The sequence below is a fragment of the Actinosynnema sp. NPDC091369 genome (genome assembly GCF_044757065.1).
Classification (GTDB): domain Bacteria; phylum Actinomycetota; class Actinomycetes; order Mycobacteriales; family Pseudonocardiaceae; genus Actinosynnema.
The window spans coordinates 23440-48191 of record NZ_JBIVUG010000019.1; the positions used below are offsets into that span (position 1 = coordinate 23440).

Sequence of the window (24752 nt, forward strand, 5' to 3'; positions counted from 1 at the left end):
CGGTACGCCGTGATACCTCCGGGGTATCACGGCGGTAGGCTCGGTCCGTGCACGACCTCGAGACCCGCGAACTCCGGTACTTCGTCGCCGTGGCCGAGGAGCTGCACTTCGGTCGCGCCGCCGACCGGCTCGGCATCGCCCAGCCGCCCCTCTCCCGCGCCATCCGCCAACTCGAGCACCGGCTCGGCGTCCGGCTCTTCGACCGCGACCGCCGCGGGGTCGCGCTCACCGACGCCGGCCGGGTGCTGCTGCGGGAGGCCGGAACCGTCCTCGACGCCGTCACGGCCGCGGCACGCCGGACGCGACGGGCGGCCGACCCGGCACGACCGCTGGTGCTGGTCACCAAAGCCGGTGCCTCGCACGAACTGCTGCAACGGCTCCTCGACGCGCACGCGGCCGAACCCGGCGCCGCACCGGTCGAAGTCCTGCTGTGCGAGGTCGGCGAGCAGGCGCGGCGGCTGCGCGACGGGCAGGCCGACGTGGCGCTCATGCACCGACCGTTCGACGACCTCGCCGGGTTCGACACCGAAGACCTCCACGTCGAGGGCCAGATCGCGCTCCTGCCGGCCGGCCACCCGCTCGCCGCCCGCGACGAGCTCACGCTGGCGGAGGTCCGCGACGTGCCGGGCCTGCCGATCGCCCGGTGGCCCCGGCTCGACGGGTCCTACCCGGACGGTCCCGGGCCGGAGGTGCGGACCCAGTCCCAACTGGCCCAGCTCGTCGCGCTCGGCCGGGCGCTGCTCGTCATCCCGGCGTCCAGCCGCGCGTGGCAGTGGCCCGACCACGTCGCGGTCCCCGTCGTCGACGCGCCGGACGTCACCACCGTGATCGCCTGGCCGCCGAGCAGCCGTTCACCGGCGGTCGCCTCGCTCGTCCGGTCCGCCGCCGCGCTCCGCTCCCCCGCCGCGCGGAGCTGAGCCGCCGGTGGTTCAGCAGTCGGGCGTGCCCCACGGGCGGGGTGCCGCCGGGTCGGCCGGCCTGCTGATCTCGTAGACGCAGCTCGGCACCTCGGCCAGGTCGTGCAGGTCGGAGATGGTCAGGATGGCCAGCGGTCGGGTGAGACCGGTCCTGGACCGCGCGAAGTCGAACGGGCCGGTCGCGCCCTCGAAGTCGTCGGGCTCGCGCAGCTCCTGGGCGATCGCCGCCCGGTGCACGGTGGGGCGCAGGCCGGTCGACGGCGCCGCGGGGTCGGGGTTGGGCACCCTGGACCGGGTCCGGTTCTCCCGCGCGGCCGCCTCGAACAGGCTCGCCGCGTCGTAGGCGAGCCCGATCCGCTCACCCGGCCACGGCATGTGGTCGCCGGACTCGGCGAGCAGCCGGGCGAAGTCCGCCACCCGGCCGGGGCCGGTGACCCGCTCCCGCACCCTGCGGTGCCCGGTGCAGAACTCGACCAGGGGACGCGCGCCGGGGTGCGCGGCGTCGGGCGCGGCGGGCTGTGCGTCGAGCTTGGCGATCCAGTCGGCGAGGTCGCTGATCTGCAGTCCGCCGCGGCGTACCACTCGCGCAGCTCGCGCACGATCGCGCGGTTGTCGTGGATGTTCTGCGGCGGCGGCAACTGCCGGCCGCTGAGCCAGTCGACCAACCGGTAGTGGCGGAACGAGCGCAGCTTGTCGCGGCCGAAGCGGTCGGCCGGCAACCGGCTGTGCAGCACGTCGAGCAGCGGCAGCAGCGGCGCCTCCCGCTCGACCCCGGACCAGTGCTCCCGAGCGGTGTGCGCGGCCTGCGCCACGTCCACGTGGGCGTGCGGCACCTTCCGCTTGCGCTGGGCGTCGGTGCCCTCCAGGCGGAGGTCCAGCGCCTTCGGCACGTCGTTCCCGTCGACCTCGCCGAGCACGCACAGCAGCGGCAGCGGGCGGTCGCCGCGCAGCCCGTCCCGACCTCGGCGCGGCTTCCACCTCGGGCGGTCCACGAGGTCCCGGATGACGGACGGCAACACGTGGGCACCGCGGAACACAGGATCGTTCATCTTCGCCTCGTTCCCCCTCGGAACCGATCCGAGCAGTATCGAGGCGGTGGTTCCGGCGAACTCGCCATTGGCCGGAACCTGCATTCGATCGGACGAATTCCGCGGCGTCGCCGCCACGAATAATGCGGTCGGACGAATGGGGGCGCCGCCCGTGCGGGACGGGCGGCGCCCCCGCTGTCACGAGTTGCGCAGGAAGCGGTCCAGCACGCGGACGCCGAACTGGAGGGCGTCGACCGGCACGCGCTCGTCCACGCCGTGGAACAGCCCGGAGAAGTCGAGGTCGGCGGGCAGCTTCAGCGGCGCGAAGCCGAAGTTGCGGATGCCCAGCTGCTGGAACGACTTGGCGTCGGTGCCGCCGGACAGCATGTAGGGCAGCACCTTCGCCCCGGGGTCCTCGGCGGTGATGGACGCGGTCATCGCGTCGACCAGCGCGCCGTCGAACGTGGTCTCCACCGGCGGCAGGCCCAGCCACTCGCGCTCCACGTCCGGGCCCAGCAGCTCGGCCAGCTCGCGGTCGAACGCCTCCTCGCGGCCGGGCAGGATGCGGCAGTCCACAGTGGCCTCGGCGACCGACGGGATCACGTTGGCCTTGTACCCGGCGGACAGCATGGTCGGGTTGGCCGTGTCGCGCAGCGTCGCGCCGATCATCCGCGACAGCGCGCCGAGCTTGCCGATCGAGCCCTCCAGGTCGTCCTCGGGGAAGTCCAAGCCGGTGATCTCCGAGACCCCGGCCAGGAATTCGCGCACGGACGGCGAGAGCACCACCGGGAACCGGTGCTGACCCAGCTTGGTGACCGCCGCGGCGAGCTTGGCCACCGCGTTGTCGTTGTGGATCATCGAGCCGTGGCCCGCGGTGCCGCGCACCCGCAGCTTGAGCCACCGGATGCCCTTCTCCGCGGTCTCGACCAGGTAGGCCCGGACGTCGTCCTTGAGCGTGATGGAGAAGCCACCGACCTCGCTGATCGCCTCGGTGACGCCCTCGAACAGCTCGGGCCGGTTGTCCACCAGCCACTTGGCGCCGAACAGGCCGCCCGCCTCCTCGTCGGCCAGGAACGCGAACACGATGTCGCGGGGCGGCACGATGCCGTCGCGCTTGAACCGGCGCGCGATCGCGAGGGTCATCGCTACCATGTCCTTCATGTCGACCGCGCCGCGGCCCCACACGTACCCGTCCTGGACCGCGCCGGAGAACGGGTGCACCGACCACTCGGAGGCGTCGGCGGGCACCACGTCCAGGTGACCGTGCACCAGCAGCGCGCCCCGGGACGGGTCCGCGCCGGCCAGGCGGGCGATCACGTTGCCGCGGCCCTTGGCCCCGGATTCGACGTAGGTGGTCTCGTAGCCGACCTCGCCCAGCTTCTCCGCGACCCACTCGGCGGCCGCGCGCTCGCCGACGACCGTGGCCGGATCCCCCGTGTTGGTCGTGTCGATCCTGATCAACTCGCTGGCCAGCGACACGACCTCGTCCTGCGCGAGCCGCAGCCCGGCCCCGTCATCCAAGTTACTCACCAGGACTTCCTACCATCCGCGCCCGATCCGGGTCCCGGTGCTCGGCACCGTCAGCCGCGCACGACGGCCAACGGGCAGGGCGCGTGGTGGAGCATGGCGTGGCTGACCGAGCCGAGCAGCGCGCGCCGCACCGGGCCGTGGCCGTGGCTGCCGACGACCAGCAGCGACGCGTGCTCGGCGTGCTCGGCCAGCGCCTGGGCGGGCCGGGCGAGCGACACCACCCGTTCCGCCCGGACCTCCGGGCGGCGGGCGAGCGGGCCGGCCAGCGCCTGGGCGACCAGGGCGTCCGCGGCCGACCGGAGCTGCTCGACGTCCAGGCCGAGGCCCAGCCCCTGCCCCCACGCGCCGCCCGGCGCCATCGCGTCCACCGGCAGGCCGGTCGTGGCGTGCACGCCGACCAGGACGCCGCCGTGCCGCGCCACGTGGTCCACCGCGAACTCGATCGCGCGGTCGCTCGGCTCGGACCCGTCGACCCCGACCACCACCCGGCCGTCGTCGTCCTCGGGATCGTCGTCCTCGGTGTCCCGGACGACCACCAGGGGTCCGGTGAAGTGGTGCGCCAGGTCCGCGGTCACGGAGCCGGCGAACACCCGGGCCAGGCCGGTGGCGCCGGACGAGCCGACGACGAGCAGCAGCGCTTCGCGGCCCGCCTCGGCCAGCACGGCGGCCGGGTGGCCGTCGAACGCGCGGGTGTCCACCTCGACGCCGGGCGCGACCTGCTCGCACTCGGCGGCGAGCTCGGCGAGGTGGTCCTTGGTGTACGCGCGCACCGCCTGCTCGCCGACCAGCTGCGGCAGCGGCATCGACACCGGCGTCACCACCACCTCGGGGAACGGCCCGCGGATCACGTTCACGACGACCAGGCGCACCCCGCGGCTCGCGGCCTCCCGCGCCGCCCAGCGCGCGGCCTGCCGCGACCGCTGCGAGCCGTCGAACCCGACGACCACCGCGCCCCGGCCGATCGCGCTCTCCGGGCTCTTCAGGATGTCCGGGCTGGTCATCGCCCACCTCCGGCACTCGGCGTGATCCCGACGTCACCGGGGTAGCCGAGCCGGGCGGACCCGACACGTGGTCGACGGGTTTTCCGGGGTGATCGCGCGCTCGCCCACGGACCCGCGGTCGCCCACGAGATCCCTCGGCCCTGCGCACCCCTCAGTGCGTGCCGCCGTGGCGGAGGCGGCGGCACAACCGCAGGGCCTGGTGACGACCGGCGTGGTCACCGGGATCTCGCCGCACCGCGCAGCCGGCCCTTCTACCGTTCCACTCTCACAGGATGCCGACGCCGCCTGCCCCCAACAGCAGTGGAACCGCCGCGGCCAGGCTACTGCCGCCCCCACCCTGGAATCAACTGCTGGTGCGGAGTAGCTTCTGCCCTGCCACCCGCAGTGGAACTGCTTGCGGGGTGAAGCAGTCGTGCGTACGAGGGGTGACCATGACCGCGGGCGGGCAGCGGCTCTTCGCCGAGATCCTGGACGAGCTGTGCCTGCGTCCCGGTGACCGGCCGCGGTTCACGAACGTGGAACTGGCCGAGCGCATCCGGCTCGACGGCGGCGAGATCACGCACACCTACATCTCGCAGCTGCGCCGCGGCGACAAGGACAACCCCACGTGCCGCACGATCGAGGGCCTGGCCAGCGCCCTGGGCGTGCACCCGGCGTGCTTCGTGGGTGGACGCACGCGGCTGCACGAGGGCGAGCGGCCCGCGTGGCGGCGCGGCGCGCTCAAGCACCTGTTCGCCACCGTGTACCCGCCCCAGCGCGGCCCGTTCTCGCCGGAGGAGGTCGCGGCCCGGATCAGCGGCGGACCCCACGGCTCGATCTCGGCCAACTACATCCGCGAGCTGCTGGCCGGCACCAGCGACAACCCCAGGCTCAAGCACGTCCTCGGGCTGGCCGAGGCGTTCGGCGCCGCGCCCGCGTACTTCTTCGACGACGAGCTGGCGGCCCGGGTGGACGAGCAGCTGGAGACCCGGCTGGCCATGGACCGGCTCGGCGTGAACACGGTCATCCTGCGCACCGCGGAACAACCCCCTCCGCCCGGCGTGCGCAACAAGATCCTCCTCGCGCTCGTGCGCGCGCTGCACCCCGGCGTCGCGGCCGAGGACGCCATCAGAAAAGCACTGGAACCGGACGTGGTGGCCGATGACGAGACCCGCTGACGTCCCCTTGGTGGTGGTCGGGTGAAGGCGAAGGAGTTGCGGGAGCTGCGCGACGGGCTCATCCGCGAACTGGACCTCGACGGGTCGGCGACCACCGAGGCGGTGTGCGTGCGGCTGTGCGAGGTGGTGGCGCGGCGGATGCGGCGGGAGATCGTGCTGCGGTTCGAAGACCTCGGCGCGGGCGGCACGAGCGGGTTGTGGGCCGTCACCGAGGACGAGGTGCACGTGATCATCGTGACCACGGCCCGCAGCTGGGTGCACCGGCTGCTCATCCTGACGCACGAGATCGCGCACATGCTCTGCGGGCACCGGCCGCCGCGGCTCGACGCCGAGGAGGGCCGCCGGCTGCTGTTCCCGGACCTGTCGCCGGCCATGCTGCGCATCCTGGCGGGCCGCACCGACCTGTCGCGCCGGGACGAGCGCGAGGCCGACCGGGTCGCGGGCGTGCTGACCCGGGCGTTGCTCGACCGGGCGGGGCGGCAGCCGCACGAACCGGCGCGACCGGACGGGGACGACCTGGCGACGCGGGCCTGGTACACGTTCGGGTACCCGAGCGGGGCCACCGTGGCTGACGTCCAGTACCTGCTCAGCGCCCTGGGCGTGCTGGCGCTGCTGGCGCACAAGTACCGGGCGTACCGGCGGGCGCCGCCCGAGCTGCGGCCCGCGGTGCTGCCGATCTGCCTGGCGTGCGTGACGGCCGCGCCCGCGTTCGTGTTCCTCGCGCCGGTCGTGGGACAGGGCGTGGACCGGCTCACCGGCGTGCCGAACCTGTCCGTGCTGCTGGTGTACGGCTTCGGCGTGGCGTTCGTGGCGGCGAACCAGGCCATGCTGCTGTACTGGCGGCACCCGCCCGCGCGGGCCTGGCGGACGACCCGGCGGGTGCTCGTCGCCTCGGCGTTCGTGCTGGGCGCGGTGGTCGCGCTGTTCGCGCTGGGATCGCCCGACGAGGAGCACCACGGCGACTTCCCCGTGGCGTTCGCGGACACGCCGTACCTGGCCGAGCTGCTGGTGCTCTACCACGTCACGTACCTGGCCGGGATGCTCAACGTGGCCCGGTTGTGCCGGCTGTGGGCCGACGAGACACCGCCCGACCAGCCGTGGCTGCGGCGCGGGTTGCGGCTCAACGCGGTCGGCGTGCTCATCGGATCGGTCTACGCCGTCCTCGTCCTGGTCGCGGTCGTCGGCAGGTGGGTGGGCGCGGAGCTGGACGCGTGGGGCGTGGCCGCGCCCCGGACGCTCACGCTCGCCGTGCCGGTGGTCGTGATCGGTGCGAGCATCGCCGCGTGGGGACCGCGGCTGACGCTGTGGCGCGAGCGGGTGACCCGGGTTCGCGACGCGGTCCGGGACCACGCGCCGCTGCGCCCGCTGTGGCGTGCGCTGCGGGCTGTCGACCCGACCATGCGGCACGTGCCGGTGACGCCGCGCGAGCGGTTCGACCCCGAGCACCGGCTGTTCTGGCGGGTGATCGAGATCAACGACTGGCTGCACCGGCTGCGGGCGGGGCGTGACCCGGTGGTGGCGGACGCGGTGGCGCGGCGCGCGGCCGAACACGGCGCGGGCGAGCAGGAGGTGCGGGCGGCGACCGAGGCCGCGTGGATCAAGGCGGCGCTGGCGGCCCGCGCGCGTGGCGTCACGACGACCGGTGAGGCACCGTCCGACCAGGACGAACCTCTCGCGGCCGAGCACGCGTTCGCCGGCGAGCGCACCTGGCTGGTGCTGGTGGCCGAGGCGTTCGACGGCCGGGTCGTGGCCGACGCGCTGGCCGACGCGGACCGGGCGACCGCGCCCGGGAGGAGCTGACGTGACGGGCACCCACGCGCTGGTCCTGGGCGGCGGCCTGGCCGGGATGCTCGCCGCGTCCGTCCTCTCCGCCCACGCGGACCGCGTCACCGTCGTGGACCGGGACCGCTTCACCGGCGGCGACCGCAAGGGCGTGCCGCACGGCAGGCACGCGCACGTCCTCATGGCCGGCGGCTGCCGGGCGCTGGACGACCTGCTGCCCGGACTCACCGCGAGCCTGCTCGACGCCGGCGCGCAGCACCTCGGCCTGCCCGATCGCCTGCTCGTGCTCACCCAGTCGGGCTGGCTGCCCCGGCTGGCCGAGATGCGGTTCGTGCTCGGGTGCAGCCGCGCCCTGCTCGACGACGCGGTCCGACGACGGGTGCGGGACCGGGTCGAGCTGACCGAGGCCACCGACGTGGTCGGGCTGCTCGGCGACCGCGCCGAGGTCGCCGGGGCACGCGTGCGCGACCGCGCCACCGGCGTGGAGCGCGACGTCGAGGCCGACTTCGTGGTCGACGCGACCGGCCGGGGTTCGCACGCCGACTCCTGGCTCGCCGACCTCGGCCTGCCGCCCGTGCGCGACGACCGCGTCGACTCCGGCCTGGTCTACGCGACCTGCCTGTACCGCATGCCTCCCGGCGCGGGCGAGGGGTTCCCGGGCATCAGCGTCCAGGCCGACCCGAGGACGTCCCGGTTCTGCCAGGGCGGCGCGCTGGTGCCGATCGAGGGCCGGCGGTGGATCGTCAGCCTCGCGGGCACGCGCGGCGGTGAGCCGGGAACCGGGCCGGAGGAGTTCCTGGCGTTCGCTCGCGGCCTGCGCCACCCCGTCATCGCCGACTTCATCAGCGCCGCCGAACCGCTCACCCGGCCGTTCGCGTTCCACGCCACGGTCAACCGCCGTCGCCGCTACGAACGCCTCTCCCCCTGGCCCCGCGGGTTCGTCGTGATGGGCGACGCCGCCTGCACGTTCAACCCCGTGTACGGGCACGGCATGACGGTCGCGGCACGCCAGGCGGTGGCGTTGCGGGACGGCCTGGCCCGCCACGGGCTCGGCGGCGGCGCGGCCGGGCGGCTCCAGCGGCGGTTCGCGCGCGTGATCGACGACCCGTGGCAGATGGCCGTCGCCCAGGACCTGCGCTACCCCGACACGATCGGGCCCACGCGCGGCGGGCTCGCCCTCCTCCGGGAGCACTACCTCGACCGGCTCGTGCTCGCCGCCACCGGCCGTCCGGCCGTCACCCGGGCCCAGATCGACGCCTACACCCTGTCCAAGCCGCTGTGGACGCTCCTGCTGTCACCGCGCGTGGTCCTCGGCGCGGTGCGCGGTCCGGGCCGCCCGCCGGCGCACGACGTGCCGCTGACCGAGGCGGAGTCCCGAGCGCTGACCGCCGACCCGCGTCACCGGGCGCCCGAAGTGGACTGAGGGGCGCGCTCGTCCATCTGCCGGTACGACACCAGGCCGACGACGGCCGCGAGCGCTCCCGCGCCCAGCAGCACGGGCCGGGTGGCGTCCACGTCGAACGAGCGGTCGAAGACGGTCACGACCGTCGGGCCCACCAGGGTCACCAGCAGCGGGCCGAGCACGGTCGACAGGCCGAGCACCACCTTCATCAGCGACTGCACCAGCGCGACCATCCGGCCGCGCATCGAGTCCTCGACCCGCGTGCCGATGATGGTGAGCCCGGTGAGGAACGCGACCCCCGCGCACCCGCCCACCACGGCGACCGCGACCAGCGCGAACCACAGGTGCGGCGCGAGCGACACGACGGCCAGGGCCAGGCCCGCGCCGACGATCGTGATGCCGAAAAGCCGGGTGTAGGTCAGCGTCCGGGACAGCTTCGGCGCGGTCGCCATGCCCGCCGCCAGGCCGAGGAACACCGCGATGAACAGGGTGGCGTAGGCGCTCTCGCCGCCGCCGAGGCTGGTCGCGTAGAGCCGGGCGCTGCCGATCACCCCGCCGGCCGCGGCGAACGCGCCGGTCATGCCGATCACGAGGCCGCGCAGCAGCGGCGTCCGCCACGCGTGCCGCAGGCCGTCGCGCATCATCACCGCGAAACCGGGGCCGCCGCGCTCCTCCCGGCGGGTGGCCCGACCGGACAGCTCCGGGACGCGCACCGCGATCAGCACCGCCGACGAGAGGTAGAGCAGACCGTTCGCGGCCACGGCGATGAGCGCGATCCGGAACTCCAGGTCGCCGTCGCGCACGCCGAGGTAGCCGGGGATGCCCGCGATCAGCGAGTACAGGCCGAACCCGCTGACCGTGGCGATGCCGTAGGTCATCACCAGGCCGAGCTGGTTGGCCGTGTCGACCTGGTCGGGCCGGCGCAGCAGGTTGGGCACGGCCGAGTCCTTGGCCGGGATCCACAGCATCGCGCAGCAGCCGACCAGGAAGTTCGCGACGAACAGCCACCACGCCGTGCCGACCAGCGCGATCGACAGGAACAGCCCGCCGCGCGCGAGGTCGCAGACCACCATCACCTTGCGCCGGTCGAACCGGTCCGCCAGCACCCCGCCCAGCGGCGCGAACAGCACACCCGGCAGCAACTGGGTCAGCACCACCGCGCTGAGCGCGAACCCCTCCCAGCCGTACCCGGCGGCCAGTTTCGTGACCAGCCCGGTCAACGCGAGCAGGGACAACCAGTCGCCCACGCTGCACAGGAACGTCACGCCCCAGAGCCGCCGGAACGGCCCGATGGCCAGCACCTCGCGCGCCCGGCGCGCCGTGGACGTCCCGGCCCCACCCGGACCGTCCCCCTCGGCCACCACACCGACACCGTCGCCTTGAATGCCGCCACCCCCGCCGTAGTCGCAGATGATCAGACTAACGACGACGGCTCGACGCCTCCCGCGAGTTGCGCGATCACGCGGTCAGCTCTCGTCGGCGGTGTCCTTGAGCTTGCTGTCGACGACGTGCAGCCAGTCCGACACGGCGACGGCGGACAACGTGGTCGCGACCAGCCGGGTGGCCCGCGGCGCGAACACCATGCCGGCGGTGAGCGCGCTGGCGATCCACACCCCGGAGCAGAACGGGCAGGTCACCAGCTCGCCGGCCGCGTGCCGGACCCCCTCGCCGCGCACCGACTCGTTCACCTCCGCCGCGCCCGCCGGCCCGTCGAACCGGGTGAGCGGCGCGCGCAGCACGCTGGTCACGGCGCCCTTGGTCAGCAGGCGGCTCGCCTTGTGCGTGGCCAGCGACAGCAGCGCGACATCGCGGACGGCGACCCGTTCGGGCAGCCGCACGCCGGTCCGCCGGCCGATCGCGGTCGCCCCGACGACGAGCGCGCTGTAGGAGCAGAGGGTCGCCAGGTATCCCCGCAGGGGGCGCTGCTCGCCGGCGGAGTAGGCGGCGCTGACCCGCCGGAAGACGTCGGTGATCGGCATGGCTCAGGTGTAGCCGTGCGCCGCCGGTTCAAACGCGCGTCGCGGCCCCGTTCACCCCGTGGCGGGCGCGGCGGCGAACAGGTCGTCGAACACCCGCACCCGGTCGAACGACAGGGCGTGCGCCCGTGCCCGGTCGGCCAGGGACCGGCGCTCCTCGGCCGACAGCTCCAGCACCGCGCGGTCGATCGCGGCGGCGATGGCGGCGACGTCGCCGGCGGGCACGGTGATGGCCGTGCCACCAACCGCCTCGCCCGTGCCGCCGGTGGTGGTCGTGATCACCGGACCGCCGCCCGCCAGCATCTTCTCGGTCAACGCGATGCCGAATGTCTCCACGAAGTCCGGCTCCGGCCTGGTCGGCAGCGCGTAGGCGGCGCAGCCGCGCATCAGCAGCGGCTTCTCGTCGTCGTCCACGTCGGACAGCAGCACCACCCGGTCGTCGTCCCGGGTGAGCGCCCGCACCTCGGCCAGCGCCGGACCGCTCCCGGCGATCACCAGCTTGACCCGCGACCGCGAGCGCGACCGGGCGAAAGCCGCCACCAGGTCGTGCACGCCCTTGGCGCGTGCCACCCGGGACAGGAACAGCACGTACCCGTCGCGGTCGAGGCCGCGGCGCGCCAGGGCGGCGTCGACCCGCGCGGGGTCGAGGTCCAGGTACGCGGACGTGTCGATCGGCGGGTAGCTCACCGCGACCCGCGCCCGGCACTCCTCGGCCAGCCGCGTGCCGCAGTGCGCGTCGACGGCCTCGGCGGCGGCGACGATCTCCTGCCGGGTGTACTCCGACACCGCGATCACCCGGTCGTTGGCCAGGAACGTGGTGAACAGCGCCACCGCCGCCCCGAACCGCCCTTCGCGCAGGCACGAGCGGATGACGTTGGTGACGTCGGAGCCGACCGCCTTGGCGATGGTGCGCACGTCGGGCCCGAACCCGGCCGCCCGCGCCGCCGCCACGGCGTCGCCCACGACCGCCGTGTGCGGCACGAGGTACATCGACAGGCACGTGGTCGGCACCGGTTCGGCGAGCAGCTCGACCAACCGGCCGGTGAGCCCGGCCAGGTACCGGCCGTCGGGCACCCGGTAGTCGCCGACCGGCTCCGGCCGCTCCACGGTGATGCCCGCGCTGTAGGGCGTGATGCGGTCCAGGGGCTTCAGCGGCAGCCCCGCCGCCTGGAGCGCCGGTATCGGCCACGTCAGCAGCCGCACGTCGTCGAAGCCGCGGGTCAGGGCGACCTCGGCGAGGTTGCGGGCCTCGCCGGAGTGGCCGCAGATCACCGGATCGGCGCGGACCACGATGACGAGGCGGCGGTTCGGCCTGCTCATGTGCGGGCTCCCGGTGCGAAGGGGTGGGGCGGTGCGGGATCGGTCGGTGCGGGATCGGACAGCGACGGCGGCCGGACCCGGCGGCCCCACGCCGACGGCTCCGGGCCGAGGTCGAGTTGCAGCCGTCCGCCCGCGTGGACGTCCGCGGCGCGCAGGTGCGCCACGTCCAGCGGTCGGCCGTTGAGCCGGGCGGACCGCACGTACTGCGGTGGCGGCGCGCGGTCCAGCCCGTCGGAGCTGATCGGCGTCTCCCGGTGTCCCGTGGTCTCCACGACGAACTCCCGGTCGCCGACGTGGAGCGTGGCGCGGGCGAACGCGGGCGCGTTGACCAGGAACAAGCCCTGCCCGGCGACCGGGAACAGCCCCAGCGAGGCCCACACGTACCAGGAGCTCAGGCCGCCGGAGTCGTCGTTGCCGGGCAGCCCGCCGGGACCGGTGCCGAACTGCCAGGTCAGCGCCGCGTGCACGACCTCGGCCGTGCGGTCGGGCCGGCCCGCGTAGTGGTAGGACCAGGGCGCTTCCATGTCCGGCTCGTTGTTGAGGCCCTCGAACCGGTTCAGCGAGTAGCCGACCGCCATCTCCGCCGGGTCGGGCCGCCGGCCGGGCTGCACCACCGGGGTCGCGCCGAAGCCGAAGAACGCGTCCAGCATCGCCACGAACGCCTCGTCGCCGCCCGCCAGCGCGATCCGCCCGGCCATGTCGTGCAGCAGCCGGAACGAGTAGTTCCACTTGCCGCCCTCGTAGAACGACGAGTCGCGCAGCAGGCCCGTGGCCGGGTCGAACGCGTTGGTCCACAGCCGGCTGCGGGCGGCGAGGTCGTCGGCGAGGCGGCCGTCGCCCAGCGCCCGCGCCACGCCCGCCGTGCAGTGGTAGGCGTAGGCGAGGTCCAAGGTGTGCGAGATCGGGTGCACGACGCCGTGCTCGTAGAAGTCCTCGCCGTACAGCCGGCGCAGGTCGGCTTCCATGTGCACCAACGCCCAGTGCCAGTCCAGGTCGCCGAGGCCCAGCGCGTGCGCGTCCGCCAACGCGGTGTGCACCAGGGCGCTGGCCTGCCGGAAGAACCGGTCCGCGCCCCGCGCCATCCGGTAGCCGATCGGGAAGTTGCCCTCCTCCTCGCACACCCGGACCAGCGACTCCAGCAGGTCCACCGCCCGGTCCGGCACGATCGCCGCGAGCAGCGGCACCTGGGTCTTGTAGATGTCCCACATCGTGCAGACGTCGAACGCGAACGGCCCGGACGTCGGCCAGAACGGGCTCTCGTCGTCGGCGAAGCACGGCTTGATCAGCGAGTGGTACAGGGCGGTGGCGAACACCTGCCGCCTGGCGGGCGTGCCGCCCTCGACCTCGACGCGGCCCACGTGGTCGCGCCACCGGTCCGCGGTGCGCTCGCGGGTGGCGTCGAACGCGGGCGGGTGCGGCCCGCACTCGCGGTGCAGGTTGTCCCGGGCCTGCTCGCAGCCGCGCAGGGAGAAGCCGATCCGCACCTCCACGGTCTGCCCGGCGTCGGTCGGCCCGAGGAACAGCAGGCCGAACGGGCGCAGCGTGGTCTGCCGGATGCGGTCGAAGTCGAGCCGCGTGCCGCCCTCGATGAGCCGCCGGTCGTGCCAGAGCATCTGCCGCCAGCCCGGCGAGTCGACCTCGACGTGCACCGACAGCGGCACGCCCTCCACCACGACCGTGCCCTGCGCCCGGCCGTGGCCCAGGCTCTCCACGTGCGCGCGCAGCGGCACCGTGCGGCCGTGGTCGATGGCCAGGCCGCCGCACGACAGGTCCACCACCACGCGCGCGCCGCGGTGCTCGGGGAACGTGTACCGGTGGACCGCGACCTTCGCGCCGACGGTGATCTCGCAGCGGATGCCGGTGTCGAGCGTGGCCGCGTAGTACCCGGCCTCGGCGACCTCCTCGTGCAGCGGCCAGGACTGGCCGAGCGCGTCCAGCTGCTGCACCATCGGGGTCACCCGGACGTAGTTGTAGTACTTGCGGATCGCGCCGGTGCCGGACTGCTGGAAGTGGGTGAAGCCGGACGCCCGCGACCCGTCGAACATCTCCTCCGGCAGGCCCTCGGTGTTCTTCGTGTACCGGCCGTAGCCCGTCGGGTAGGCCCCGGAGTAGGCGCAGGCCGACACCATGCCGAGCGGCGAGGTCGCACCCGGGTGGGTGTTGCCGATCTGCGCTTTCGGCCACCACCAGGTAGCGGCGAGACCCTGCGCCGCGGGCAGGGAGGTCGCCGCCGTGCCGATGAAGGGATCGATCTCGTCCAGGATGGCGCGACTGTAGGTCGGCGCGGCGCCACCGGTGGTTTCCGCCGCGTGAACTCGGTGGGAACGTGTGACGCGCGTTCACCGGTCCGGGTCACGGCATCGGGTTGACGGGGTCGGGGTCACGGGCAGGGCGGTGCGAAGTCCGGTTGCCCCACGTGCTCCTCCCACTGCTCGGCGGTCAGCACGTTGCGCGACGTGGCGCAGATCCGCTCGATCGCCCGGTCGACGTCGAGCGGCCAGAGCTTCGCCGTGCGGTCGCTGCTGCCGGTGACGAGGGTGCGCCCGTCCGGGCTGAACACGACCGCGTTCACCGCGTCGGTGTGGCCGGGCACGGCGGGGCCGACCGCCCTGGGCTTCGCCGTGTCCGCAAGGTCCCAGAACCGCAGCAACCGGTCCTTGCCGGCGCTGGCGAGCGTGCGCCCGTCGGGGCTGAACGCGACCGCGTACACGGTGTCGGTGTGAGCGCTGAGAGCCGGAGCCGCTTCCTTGAAGTCGTCCGGGTCGGCCACGTCCCACAGCCGGACCGCGCCGTCCTCGGCGCCACTGGCCACGGTGCGGCCGTCCGGGCTGAACGCCACCGACCACACCGGACCGGAGTGCCCGCCGAGCGTCGTGCCCCGCGGCGTGGGCGGCAGGTTCCCCAGGTCCCACAACCGCACCTTGGTGTCACCGCTGCCGCTGGCGAGAGTGTGGCCGTCGGGGCTGAACGCCACCGAGGTCACGTGCCCGGTGTGCCCGGTGGCCACCGAGAGCTGCACGGCCTTGGTGCGGTCGGTGACGTTCCACAGGCGGATGACCGACTTGTCGTCACCGCTGGCCAGCACCCGGCCGTCCGGGCTGAACGCCACGGTCCACACGTACCCGGTGTGCCCGGCGAGCTGGCCGAGCGGCGCGGGCTTCGCCGGGTCGGCCACGTCCCACAGCCGCACGAGGTGGTCCTTGCTGCCGGTGGCCAGGGTGCGCCCGTCCGGGCTGAACGACAGCGAGGTCACCGACTCGCCGAACCCGGTCAGCGGCGTGCCGTACGCCTTCGGCGAGGCCGGGTCGGAGGTGTCCCACAGCCGGACCGCGCGGTCGACGCCGGTGGTGGCCAGCGTCCGGCCGTCACGGCTGAGCGCCACCGCCTCCACGCTGCCGGTGTGCCCGGTGAGCATGGTGCGCGGGACGTCCCACAGCCGCACGGTCCGGTCGTGGCTGCCGGTGGCCAGCGTGCGACCGTCCGGGCGGAACGCCACCGCCGTCACCGGACCGGCGTGGCCGGTGAGCGACCAGCCCAGCGGGGCCGGGTGCGCCGGGTCGGCCACGTTCCACAGCAGCGCCTTGTGGTCGTAGCCGGCGCTGGCCAGGGTCCGGCCGTCCGGGCTGAACGCGAGCGACCAGATGTAGCTGGTGTGGCCGGTGAGCTGGCCGAGCTGCGCGGGCTTCGCCGGGTCGGCCACGTCCCACAACCGCACCGTGCGGTCCTGGCTGCCCGTGGCGAGCGTGCGCCCGTCCGGGCTGAACGCCACGGACAGGACGGGCCCGGTGTGGCCGTCCTCGGGTGCGGCGAGGGACGTGGGGCGCGCCGGGTCGGCGACGTTCCACAGCAGCAGGTGGTTGTCGTTGTCCACGCTGGCCAGGGTCCGGCCGTCGGGGCTGAACACCGCTTCGAAGACGCTGTCGGCGTGGCCGGTCAGCGGCGCGCCGATCGCCGCGGGCGCGGCGGGGTCGGTCACGTCCCACAGCCGGACCGTGCTGTCCTCGCCCGAGGTGGCGGCCGTGCGGCCGTCCGGGCTGAACGCCACCGACGAGACGGTGCTGATGTGGCCGGTCATCCGGCCCAGCGCGACGGGGTGGGCCGGGTCGGCGAGGCCCCACAGCTGCGTCGCGCCGTTGCCGGTGCCCGCCAGCACCTTCCCGTCCGGGCTGAACGCGAGCGAGACGACCACGCCGGTCAGGTCCGTCAGCGTCGCGCCCAGCGGCGTCGGGCGGGCCGGGTCCGTGACGCGCCACAGCCGCACCTCGCGGTTCTCCGCGCCGGTGGCCATGAGCTGCCCGTCGGGGCTGAACGCCACGGCCCGGACGTTGTCCGTGCCCACCGGCAGCGACGTGGCGAGCACGGTGTTCGCGGCGGCGAGCAGCTTGGTGGCCTGGTCGGGCGACCGGCGCATCCGGTAGGCGGCCAGGTCGAGCTGCGCGGCCAGCGACGCGTCGGTGCGGCCGACGTGGTCGGCTTCCGCGGTGACCTGGTTGTAGACGGCGGTGTTGCGGTGCTCCACGGCGGCGTCGCGCGCCTCCCGCGCCGCGCCGCCCTGCCGGATCGCGACCACGGCCGTCACCGAGGCGATCAGCGCCAGCGCGGCCAGCAGTGCGAACCGGTGCCGCCTGGCCTGGACGTGGCGGTGGTGCCGGCGGACGGACTCGGCGAGGAACGCGGACGCGGTGGGCGGCAGGTCGCGGGTGGACGCGAGCGCGCGGGCGGTCTCCAGCCGGCCGCCGCGGTAGAGCCGGGACGGGTCGCGGTGGTCCCGGTCCCAGCCGGCGGCGGCCTGCTCCAGCTCCTGGCGGACGAGGTTGCCGGCCCGGTCGGAGTTGACCCAGTCCCGCAGGCGCGGCCACGCGCGCAACAGCGCCTCGTGGGTGATCTCGACCGTGTCCTGGTCCTGGGTGAGCAGCCGGCTGCTGGTGAACGCGTCCACCACGGCCGCCACGGCGTCCGGGTCGCGTCCCAGGGCGGACAGCTCGGACCGGGGCACGCGACGGCGGGTGTCGCCCACCTCGCCGTCGCCGACGCCGACCAGCCGGGGCAGCAGCGCCTCGGCGATCTCGCGGCCCGTGTCGTCCAGGGCGGTGAAGACGCCCTCGGCGGTGGTGGCCACGGCCTCCCGGATGCCGCCGGTGGCGCGGTAACCGGCCACGGTCAGCGCGTGGCCGTGCCGCTGCTGCCAGGTGGCGCGCAGCGCGTGCGCGAGCAGCGGCAGCCGACCCGCTTCGTAGCGGCCTGCGGCGGCCGGGTCGTCCGGCGTGGTGACGCCCAGGTCGGCCAGGAGCAGTTCGACCAGGCCCGGCTCGACGTCGAGCCCGACGGCCCGCGCGGGCAGCAGGACCGCTTCGCGCAGCTCGGTCCCGGACATCGGCCCGAGGAACAGCTGGTGGTCCTGCGACGCCGACCGCAGGTGCGGGTAGTCGGCGCAGGACGCGTAGAAGTCCGCCCGCAGCCCGTACACGACCAGCGCCGCCGGCGGCTGCCCGTCCGGGCCGGACGCGGCCAGGCGGGCCAGCAGGTCGAGGAAGTCGGTGCGCTCGCGCTCGTCGTCGCACAGCGTGAACAGCTCTTCGAGCTGGTCGACGACCACGACCAGGCGGGCGGGCTCGTCACCGCCGCGGTCCGCCAACGCCTCGCGGGTCAGCGCCACGACGGCCTCGGGCTCGGTCGTCCGCACCTGGTCGGGCTCGGTGCCGACGACCGCCGCGAGGTACCCGGCCAGCACCCGCGCCGGCCGCGCGGTGGGCGTGAACAGCAGGCACGGCCAGTGCCGCGAGCCCTCCAGCCGGCCGGCCGCCAGCGCGGGTAGCAGCCCGGCGCGCAGCAGCGACGACTTGCCCGCGCCCGAGGGTGCGACGACCACCAGCGGCCCGCCCTCGCGGAGCCGTTCGTCCAGCCTGCCGAGCAGCTCCGCGACCAGCCGGTCCCGGCCGAAGAACCACCGCCCCTGCCCGGGACCGAACGCGGCCAGGCCCGGGTACGGGCACTCGTCGCCGGCCGCGTCGGAGTCCACCCGCCGCACCCCGTGCACGCCGTCGGTGTAGTGCAGGTGCAGGTCCCGGCCGACGAGGTACTGGTCCTGGCCGGCCTGGAAGATCACCGAGCCCTCGGCGGCCTCGGCCCGCTGGTGGACGTCGAATCGCGAATCCACACCATTCCCCTTGCACCGTGCGCCAAGGCCAGAGCGGCGAACGCCGGCGAGTATGCCAATCCGCAAAAATGCGATTCGGTCGAGGGGCCCTTTTACGCGCGTTCCGCGTATTCCGGGAGTCGGCGGGCGACTTCACCCGGAGTGGGCATCCGGTCGATTTCCTCGGCGATCGCGCGCGCCGCGTCGGTGTGCCCGCCGGGCCGGACCAAGGTCCGGACGTGGTCGGCGATGGCGTCCGCGCTCACCTCGTCCGGCAGGAGCCGCGCCCCGGCCCCCGCGGCGGTGACGGCCTCGGCGTTGGCGAACTGGTCCGCGCCCTGCGGCAGGAACAACTGCGGCGCGCCGACGGCGAGCGCGCCCAGGGTGGTGCCGCTGCCGCCGTGGTGCACGACGACGTCCACGTGCGGCAGCAGGTCGGCTTGTGACACCCACGAGTGCACGGTCACGTTGTCCGGCACGGGGCCGAGCTGGTCCGGCCGCACGCGGCCGGTGGCGACGACGACCCGGGCGTCCACTGCCGACAGTCCGGCGAGGGCGGTGGCCAGCAGTTCCGGTGTGCCGAACGCGGTGCCGAGCGTCAGGTAGACCAAGGGCTGTGACGTGCGGTGAACGTCCCGGGCGGGCAGTGCGGGCCCCGCGGAGAACGCGACCGGGCGCAGCTCGACGCGCTCCTCGTCGGCCAGGAAGTCCTTGTCCTGCAACGACGGCGGGCAGATGTCGACGTGCGGCCGACCGGGCGCGGCCCGCGACGGCCGCTCGAAGCCGATGCCTTCGGGGAACAGCCGGCCGAAGCCGTGCCAGAGACCGGGGATGCCGGCCCGGCGCGCGGCGACGGCCGCCCCCGGCACTCCCCACCCGTGCACCACGAGGTCCGGCCGCAGGCGCGCCAGCTCCGGCTCCAGGTCCTCGGCGTACATCTCGTAGAACGTGTCGGCCGGGCGGAACGGCCGCAGCCCGTTCGCGGCCAACGGCGCGTGCACCTCGTCGCCGACGGCGAAGTGCACTTCGTGCCCGGCCTCGCGGGCGGCGATCGCGAGCGGGACCATCGGATAGGTGTGCCCCACCGACGCGAGGGAGGCGAAAAGAACGCGCATGGCGCGAATTTACGCCTCCCGTCGGGGCTTCGATGGCGCTTTTGTCACGGAGCCGCCCACGGGTCGACGGGCACCACGTCGGTGATCCGTCCCGTTTCGTCCACCAGGCACCCCATCCGCTTCACCGCCCGCAGCGTCACGGCCCGGTCGGTGAGCGTGAGCGCCGGCAGCCGCCGGGCCAGTTCCGCTTCCAGGCGTTGGACGTCGCCGAGCGAGCGCAGCCACAACGTCATCACCAGGTTGTCGGCCCCGGTGACGGCCGCGCACAGCCGGACCTCCGGCAGCTCGGTCAACGCGGTCGCGGTCCCGTCCAGCTCGTCCGGCGGCACCCTGGCCCAGAACGTCGCCGCGATCGGCCACCCGGTGATCGGTTGGGCGACCTCGCAGCGCAGCGACAGCAGCCGGCCGTCGACCATCTCGCCCAGCCACCGGCGGACGGTGGACCCGCTCCTGCCGGTGCGCGACGCGATCTCGGCCGCCGGCCTGCGCCCGTCGTCGAGCGCGCGCAGCACCTCCCGGTGGTGCGGCTTCCAGACGGCACGACCGGCCGGCCGGCCCGCTGCGACGGCCCGCGCGCGCCGCTGGGGTTCGAGCGCGCCGAGCCGCCAGTGGTTGCCCTCGCCGTAGACGGTGGTGACGGCGTGGGTCCGCGTCCGGCGCAGGCCGGGCAGCCCGTGCAACCGGTGCAGCACCACGTGCGACAGGGTGGCGAGGTCGGGGGTCAGCACGGTGAGGAACAGGTCCCGGCCGCTGCTGATGACCGAGATCGACACGATCTGCGGTATGCGGGACAGCGCCTCCACGGCGTGCGGGCGGGCGGTCGGTTCGAGGTCGACCTCGATGAACGCGTTGCAGTGGTCCTGGGCCCACGACCGCACCTCGGGGTACGCGGTGACGCGCGCGAGCCCCGCGTCGACGAGCCCCTGCCACCGGCGTGCCGCGGTGACCGGGTCGATGCCCAGCGAGCGCCCGACCTCGTGCCACGTCGCCCGCGGCGCGGCCTGCAGGGCGTGGACGAGCCTGAGGTCGGTCTCGTCGGGTGTGATCGAATCCTGCGTCAAGGGCCGTCCCGGTGAGCGATTTTGCCAATTTGAGCGCCGATCTTGGCACCCGACGTGATCCTCGGCAAGTACCCGCCACGATCCCGAGGAGTGATCACCCATGTCGGTGCACGAGGACGCCACCGCCCTTCAGGACGACCTGGTGCGGCTGCGGCGACGGCTGCACGCCGAACCCGAGATCGGCCTGGACTTACCGCGCACGCGGGACGAGGTGCTCGCCGCGCTGGACGGGTTGCCGCTGGAGCTGTCGCTGGGCGAGGCGCTGACCTCGGTGACCGGCGTGCTGCGCGGCGCGCGGCCGGGACCGGTGGTGCTGCTGCGCGCCGACATGGACGCGTTGCCGGTCCAGGAGCGCACCGGGCTGGACTTCGCGTCCCGTGTGGACGGTGCGATGCACGCGTGCGGCCATGACATGCACACCGCGATGCTGGTCGGGGCCGCGCACCTGCTCGCCGCCCGGCGCGACGAGCTGGCGGGCGACGTGGTGTTCATGTTCCAGCCCGGCGAGGAGGGCTGGGACGGGTCGGCCGCGATGATCGCGGAGGGGGTGCTGGACGCGGCGGGCCGCCGGCCGGACGCCGCCTACGCGTTGCACGTGTTCGGCGCGGGTGTGCCGCACGGCGTGTTCTCGGCCCGGCCGGGCACCACGATGGCGGCCAGTGACGTGCTGGAGGTGACCGTGGTGGGCGCCGGCGGGCACGGCGCCCGTCCGCACCGGGCGAAGGACCCGATCCCGGTGGCGTGCGAGATCGTCACCGCGTTGCAGACCGCGGTCACCCGCCAGTCCGACATCTTCGACCCGGTGGTGGTGACCGTGGGGTCGTTCCACGCCGGGACCAAGCGCAACGTCATCCCCGACACCGCGCGCTTCGAGGCGACCGTGCGCACGTTCTCCGCGCCGGCCAAGGCCAGGGTCGAGCACGCGGTGGTCACGCTGGCCCACTCGATCGCCCGGGCGCACGGCCTGCACGCCCAGGTCGAGTACCGCGACGGCTACCCGATGACGGTCAACGACGAGCAGGAGACGGCGTTCGTCGCCGACACGATCAGCGGGCTCTTCGCCGGCCGCTTCCGCCCGTTGCGCGACCCGATGCCGGGAGGCGAGGACTTCTCCCGCGTCCTGCACCGGGTCCCGGGCGCGTTCATCCCGTTCGGCGTGGGGGACGGCACCACGGACAACCACTCCCCTCTCGCGCGGTTCGACGACGCGCTGCTGGCCGACGGCGCGACCGTGCTCGCCGAACTCGCGCTGCGCCGGACCGCCCGGTGAGATACGCGCTGGACGGCGGTCCACTCGACCGCGTCGCGACCGGGCTCCAGGTCGCGCTGGTCGACGGGCGGCGTCCGGGATCGCGGTGCTCACGCGGTCGGCCACCGCCGTCCTCGCCGACGCGCTGCGCCGCGTGGACCGAACCGGTCCGGCCGAATGGTCGCCACCGGCTCACGGATGGCCGCAGTGGTTGCGAAAAGGTTCGATAAGCGTTGCCCGACGCGGTGGCGCGCACCCATGGTGGAGCGCCACCGCCTCGGAAGGGGACCGTCGAAGTGCGAAAGCCCTTGTCAACGTCCTTCATCACCGCGTCGTTGATCGCGGCGACCCTGCTCCCCGCCGGCCCGGCCGCCGCCGAGGTCGGTGCGACCACCCTCGCCTCGGCCGCCGAGCGCAGCGGCCGGTACTTCGGCGCGGGCGTGCAGGGCCACAAGCTGTCCGACCCGACGTACGCGGGCATCCTCGATCGCGAGTTCGCCGTGGTCACGCCCGAGAACGAGATGAAGCTCGACGCCACCGAACCGCAGCAGGGCCGCTTCACGTTCACCGCGGCCGACCGGGTGGTGGACCACGCCGTGCGGCAGGGCAAGCGGGTGCGCGGCCACACGTTGCTCTGGCACTCCGGGCAGCCGTCCTGGCTCGCCGGCCTGGGAGGTTCGGCCCTGCGCCAGGCCATGCTCGACCACGTGACCGGGGTGATGTCCCACTACCAGGGCAGGATCCACTCCTGGGACGTGGTGAACGAGGCGTTCGCCGACGGCACGACCGGAGCGCGCCGCGACTCGAACTTCCAGCGCACCGGGGACGACTGGATCGAGGCGGCCTTCCGCGCCGCCCGCGCGGCCGACCCCGCCGCGAAGCTCTGCTACAACGACTACAACGTGGAGAACTGGGCGCACGCCAAGACGCAGGCCGTCCACCGCATGGTGCGCGACTTCAGGTCCCGCGGCGTGCCGATCGACTGCGTCGGCCTCCAGTCCCACTTCGGCACCTACCACCCCGTGCCGACCGACTTCGCCACCACGCTGCGCAACTTCGCCGACCTGGGCGTGGACGTGCAGTTGACCGAGTTGGACGTGGAGGGTTCCGGTGCGGCCCAGGCGGAGAGCTACCGACGCGTCGTGCAGGCGTGCCTGGCGGTGAGCCGGTGCACCGGCATCACGGTGTGGGGGGTCCGCGACAGCGACTCGTGGCGCGCGTCGGCCACGCCGCTGCTGTTCGACGGCACGGGCGCGAAGAAGCCCGCGTACACGGCGGTCCTGGACGCTCTCAACACCGGCTCGTGCCGCTGACGCCGTAGAGCCGGTCGGCACCTCCTGTTGCTCCCGACAGAGCTTGCGCCCGTCGTCGACGATCCTATACTAATCCATTGTTCAGTGGATTAGTGGACTGAGCTCGGCGACCACCAGGAGACACCGATGAGGTTCTTGATCGTCCTGCACGACCCGCCCTACGGCACCGAGCGCACCTACAACGGCATCCGGTGGGCGCGCCAGCTGATCGACGCCGACGGCAACCACGAGGTCAAGGTCTTCATGTTCGCCGACGCCGTCGCCGCCACGGCCGACGGCCAGAAGACCCCCAACGGCTTCTACAACCTCGCCAAGATGCTCAAGGGCTTCACCGAGAAGGGCGGCGTGGTGGGCAACTGCGGCACCTGCATGGACGCCCGCGCCATCGCCGAGGACCGGCTGGTCCCGGGCAGCCACCGCTCCGGCATGGCCGAGCTGGCCGAGTGGACCGTGTGGGCCGACAAGGTCATCAACGTCTGAGATGGGGAACGAGACCGTGGCCAAGACCGTTGTCGTCCTCGGAGCGGGCGTCGGAGGACTCACCACCGCCACCCGACTGCGGGAGATGCTGCCCGAGCACGACCGGATCGTGCTGGTGGACCGCTCGTTCGACGGAGTGCTGGGGTTGTCGCTGCTGTGGGTGATGCGCGGGTGGCGCACCCCCGAGCAGGTGCACGTGCGCCCCAAACCGCTGGCCGGGATCGACATGCGGACCGCGGAGGTCCGCTCGATCGACACCGGCACCCGGCACGTGCACACCGACGGCGGCTCGATCGCCTACGACGCGCTGGTGATCGCGCTCGGGGCCGGGCTCGCCCCGGACCGGGTGCCCGGGCTGAGGGAGGCGGAGGAAGTCGGGATCGCGGGCGGGTTCTACACCCTCGACGGGGCCGAGCGGCTGCACCGGCAACTGTCCGAAGTGGACTCCGGCCGGGTGGCGTTCGTGGTCGCGGGCGTGCCGTTCAAGTGCCCGGCCGCACCGTTCGAGGGCGCGCTGCTCGCCGCCGACCTGTTCGGCGAGGCGGGCGTGCGCGGGTCGGTCACCGTCGACGCCTTCACCCCCGACCCGTTCCCCATGCCGGTCGCCGGGCCGGAGGTCGGCAGGGCGCTCGTCGGGATGCTCGACCAGCACGGGATCGGCTTCCACCCCGGCAAGAGCCTCGACCTGGTCGACGTGCCGGCCAAGCAGCTGGCCTTCGCCGACGGCACCCGGGAGTCGTTCGACTTCCTCGTCGTGGTGCCGCCGCACCAGGCGCCGGCCCCGGTGCGCGACACCGGGCTGGGACCGATGGGGTGGGTACCGGTCGATCCCCGCACGCTGGCGTCCGCCGTTCCCGGGGTCTGGGCACTGGGCGACTGCTCCGCGCTGACGCTGCCCAACGGCAAGCCCCTGCCCAAGGCGGCGGTCTTCGCCGAGGGAGAGTCGGAGGTCGTGGCCAACGGGGTGGCACGCCACCTCGGCCACGACGCGCCCGAGCCGTACTTCGAGGGCAACGGCTCGTGCTACGTCGAGATCGGCGGGCACCTGGCGGCCAAGGGCGTGGGCAACTTCCTGGCACCGCCCGCGCCGTCGGTCACCCTGATGGACCCCTCGCCCGAGTTCCACCAGGAGAAGCAGGACGAGGAACGCGCGTGGTTGGAGCGGTGGAGCTGACCGTCCGCACCGAGGGGGGCGGTCGGGCTTCCCGACCCGACCGCCCCCCTCGGGTCGCTCCACTCCGTCCACTGAGGACTACAAAAGCGCACTTCGCCGTTCACCCGTTCC

18 protein-coding genes are annotated in these 24752 nt (G+C 74.1%); 8 read left to right on the forward strand and 10 right to left on the reverse strand.

Annotation, left to right across the window (positions count from 1 at the left end; translation table 11 throughout):
- The first annotated feature begins 47 nt into the window (after positions 1–47).
- Positions 48–917, forward strand: a complete 870-nt coding sequence (locus tag ACIQMJ_RS38150; RefSeq protein ID WP_499765890.1) for a LysR family transcriptional regulator — start codon at positions 48–50, stop codon at positions 915–917.
- 12 nt (positions 918–929) lie between these two features.
- Here ACIQMJ_RS38150 and ACIQMJ_RS38155 read toward each other — a convergent pair whose 3' ends face one another.
- The 3 genes from ACIQMJ_RS38155 to ACIQMJ_RS38165 all read right to left on the reverse strand — a co-directional run bounded on the left by ACIQMJ_RS38155 (position 930) and on the right by ACIQMJ_RS38165 (position 4476).
- Positions 930–1499 (reverse strand): hypothetical protein, encoded by a 570-nt coding sequence (locus ACIQMJ_RS38155; protein ID WP_499765891.1) that lies wholly within the window; start codon positions 1497–1499, stop codon positions 930–932.
- A 644-nt stretch (positions 1500–2143) separates the two neighbouring features.
- On the reverse strand, positions 2144–3466 hold the full coding sequence (locus tag ACIQMJ_RS38160; RefSeq protein ID WP_499765939.1) for a M20/M25/M40 family metallo-hydrolase: 1323 nt from the start codon (positions 3464–3466) through the stop codon (positions 2144–2146).
- A gap of 59 nt (positions 3467–3525) precedes the next feature.
- On the reverse strand, positions 3526–4476 hold the full coding sequence (locus tag ACIQMJ_RS38165) for a universal stress protein (protein ID WP_499765892.1): 951 nt from the start codon (positions 4474–4476) through the stop codon (positions 3526–3528).
- A 431-nt stretch (positions 4477–4907) separates the two neighbouring features.
- Between ACIQMJ_RS38165 and ACIQMJ_RS38170 the strand changes: the two genes are divergently transcribed.
- From ACIQMJ_RS38170 to ACIQMJ_RS38180, 3 genes are read left to right on the forward strand one after another with little or no spacing between them, the layout of a single operon-like run.
- Complete coding sequence (locus ACIQMJ_RS38170; RefSeq protein WP_499765893.1) at positions 4908–5633, forward strand: hypothetical protein; 726 nt, start codon at positions 4908–4910, stop codon at positions 5631–5633.
- A gap of 21 nt (positions 5634–5654) precedes the next feature.
- On the forward strand, positions 5655–7433 hold the full coding sequence (locus tag ACIQMJ_RS38175) for an MAB_1171c family putative transporter (protein ID WP_499765894.1): 1779 nt from the start codon (positions 5655–5657) through the stop codon (positions 7431–7433).
- Between the two features lies 1 nt (position 7434).
- Positions 7435–8838: an FAD-dependent monooxygenase gene (locus tag ACIQMJ_RS38180; RefSeq protein WP_499765895.1), complete on the forward strand. Its 1404-nt coding sequence runs from the start codon at positions 7435–7437 to the stop codon at positions 8836–8838.
- Here the strand turns inward: ACIQMJ_RS38180 and ACIQMJ_RS38185 are convergent.
- The 7 genes from ACIQMJ_RS38185 to ACIQMJ_RS38215 all read right to left on the reverse strand — a co-directional run bounded on the left by ACIQMJ_RS38185 (position 8814) and on the right by ACIQMJ_RS38215 (position 20425).
- Positions 8814–10178, reverse strand: coding sequence for an MFS transporter (locus ACIQMJ_RS38185; RefSeq protein WP_499765896.1), 1365 nt, complete (start codon positions 10176–10178; stop codon positions 8814–8816). The genes ACIQMJ_RS38180 and ACIQMJ_RS38185 overlap by 25 nt on opposite strands.
- 105 nt (positions 10179–10283) lie before the next feature.
- Positions 10284–10796, reverse strand: a complete 513-nt coding sequence (locus tag ACIQMJ_RS38190; RefSeq protein ID WP_499765897.1) for a DUF1360 domain-containing protein — start codon at positions 10794–10796, stop codon at positions 10284–10286.
- Between the two features lie 51 nt (positions 10797–10847).
- Positions 10848–12113, reverse strand: coding sequence for a glycosyltransferase (locus ACIQMJ_RS38195; protein WP_499765898.1), 1266 nt, complete (start codon positions 12111–12113; stop codon positions 10848–10850).
- Positions 12110–14377 (reverse strand): GH92 family glycosyl hydrolase, encoded by a 2268-nt coding sequence (locus ACIQMJ_RS38200; RefSeq protein ID WP_499765940.1) that lies wholly within the window; start codon positions 14375–14377, stop codon positions 12110–12112. Before ACIQMJ_RS38200 ends, ACIQMJ_RS38195 begins: the two co-directional genes overlap by 4 nt.
- 116 nt (positions 14378–14493) lie before the next feature.
- Positions 14494–18270, reverse strand: coding sequence for an nSTAND1 domain-containing NTPase (locus ACIQMJ_RS38205; protein WP_499765899.1), 3777 nt, complete (start codon positions 18268–18270; stop codon positions 14494–14496).
- 92 nt (positions 18271–18362) lie between these two features.
- The gene (locus ACIQMJ_RS38210) at positions 18363–19364 is read right to left on the reverse strand and encodes a glycosyltransferase (RefSeq protein WP_499765900.1); all 1002 of its coding nucleotides are present in this window, start codon (positions 19362–19364) and stop codon (positions 18363–18365) included.
- Positions 19365–19408: 44 nt separating this feature from the next.
- Complete coding sequence (locus tag ACIQMJ_RS38215; RefSeq protein WP_499765901.1) at positions 19409–20425, reverse strand: Lrp/AsnC family transcriptional regulator; 1017 nt, start codon at positions 20423–20425, stop codon at positions 19409–19411.
- 100 nt (positions 20426–20525) lie between these two features.
- Between ACIQMJ_RS38215 and ACIQMJ_RS38220 the strand changes: the two genes are divergently transcribed.
- The 4 genes from ACIQMJ_RS38220 to ACIQMJ_RS38235 all read left to right on the forward strand — a co-directional run bounded on the left by ACIQMJ_RS38220 (position 20526) and on the right by ACIQMJ_RS38235 (position 24641).
- A complete protein-coding gene (locus tag ACIQMJ_RS38220; RefSeq protein WP_499765902.1) occupies positions 20526–21695 on the forward strand; it encodes a M20 metallopeptidase family protein in 1170 nt (389 codons plus the stop codon).
- A 287-nt stretch (positions 21696–21982) separates the two neighbouring features.
- Positions 21983–22987: a glycoside hydrolase family 10 protein gene (locus ACIQMJ_RS38225; protein ID WP_499765903.1), complete on the forward strand. Its 1005-nt coding sequence runs from the start codon at positions 21983–21985 to the stop codon at positions 22985–22987.
- A gap of 126 nt (positions 22988–23113) precedes the next feature.
- The gene (locus tag ACIQMJ_RS38230) at positions 23114–23467 is read left to right on the forward strand and encodes a DsrE/DsrF/TusD sulfur relay family protein (protein WP_499765904.1); all 354 of its coding nucleotides are present in this window, start codon (positions 23114–23116) and stop codon (positions 23465–23467) included.
- A 16-nt stretch (positions 23468–23483) separates the two neighbouring features.
- A complete protein-coding gene (locus ACIQMJ_RS38235) occupies positions 23484–24641 on the forward strand; it encodes an NAD(P)/FAD-dependent oxidoreductase (protein ID WP_499765905.1) in 1158 nt (385 codons plus the stop codon).
- Positions 24642–24752 lie beyond the last annotated feature (111 nt).

What these genes read in the sequence shown, in the direction of transcription:
- ACIQMJ_RS38165 (WP_499765892.1), bottom strand. Translation starts at nt 4,476, where the DNA reads ATGACCAGCCCGGACATCCTGAAGAGCCCGGAGAGCGCGATCGGCCGG.
- ACIQMJ_RS38170 (WP_499765893.1), top strand. Translation starts at nt 4,908, where the DNA reads ATGACCGCGGGCGGGCAGCGGCTCTTCGCCGAGATCCTGGACGAGCTG.
- ACIQMJ_RS38190 (WP_499765897.1), bottom strand. Translation starts at nt 10,796, where the DNA reads ATGCCGATCACCGACGTCTTCCGGCGGGTCAGCGCCGCCTACTCCGCC.
- ACIQMJ_RS38195 (WP_499765898.1), bottom strand. Translation starts at nt 12,113, where the DNA reads ATGAGCAGGCCGAACCGCCGCCTCGTCATCGTGGTCCGCGCCGATCCG.
- ACIQMJ_RS38210 (WP_499765900.1), bottom strand. Translation starts at nt 19,364, where the DNA reads ATGCGCGTTCTTTTCGCCTCCCTCGCGTCGGTGGGGCACACCTATCCG.
- ACIQMJ_RS38220 (WP_499765902.1), top strand. Translation starts at nt 20,526, where the DNA reads ATGTCGGTGCACGAGGACGCCACCGCCCTTCAGGACGACCTGGTGCGG.
- ACIQMJ_RS38230 (WP_499765904.1), top strand. Translation starts at nt 23,114, where the DNA reads ATGAGGTTCTTGATCGTCCTGCACGACCCGCCCTACGGCACCGAGCGC.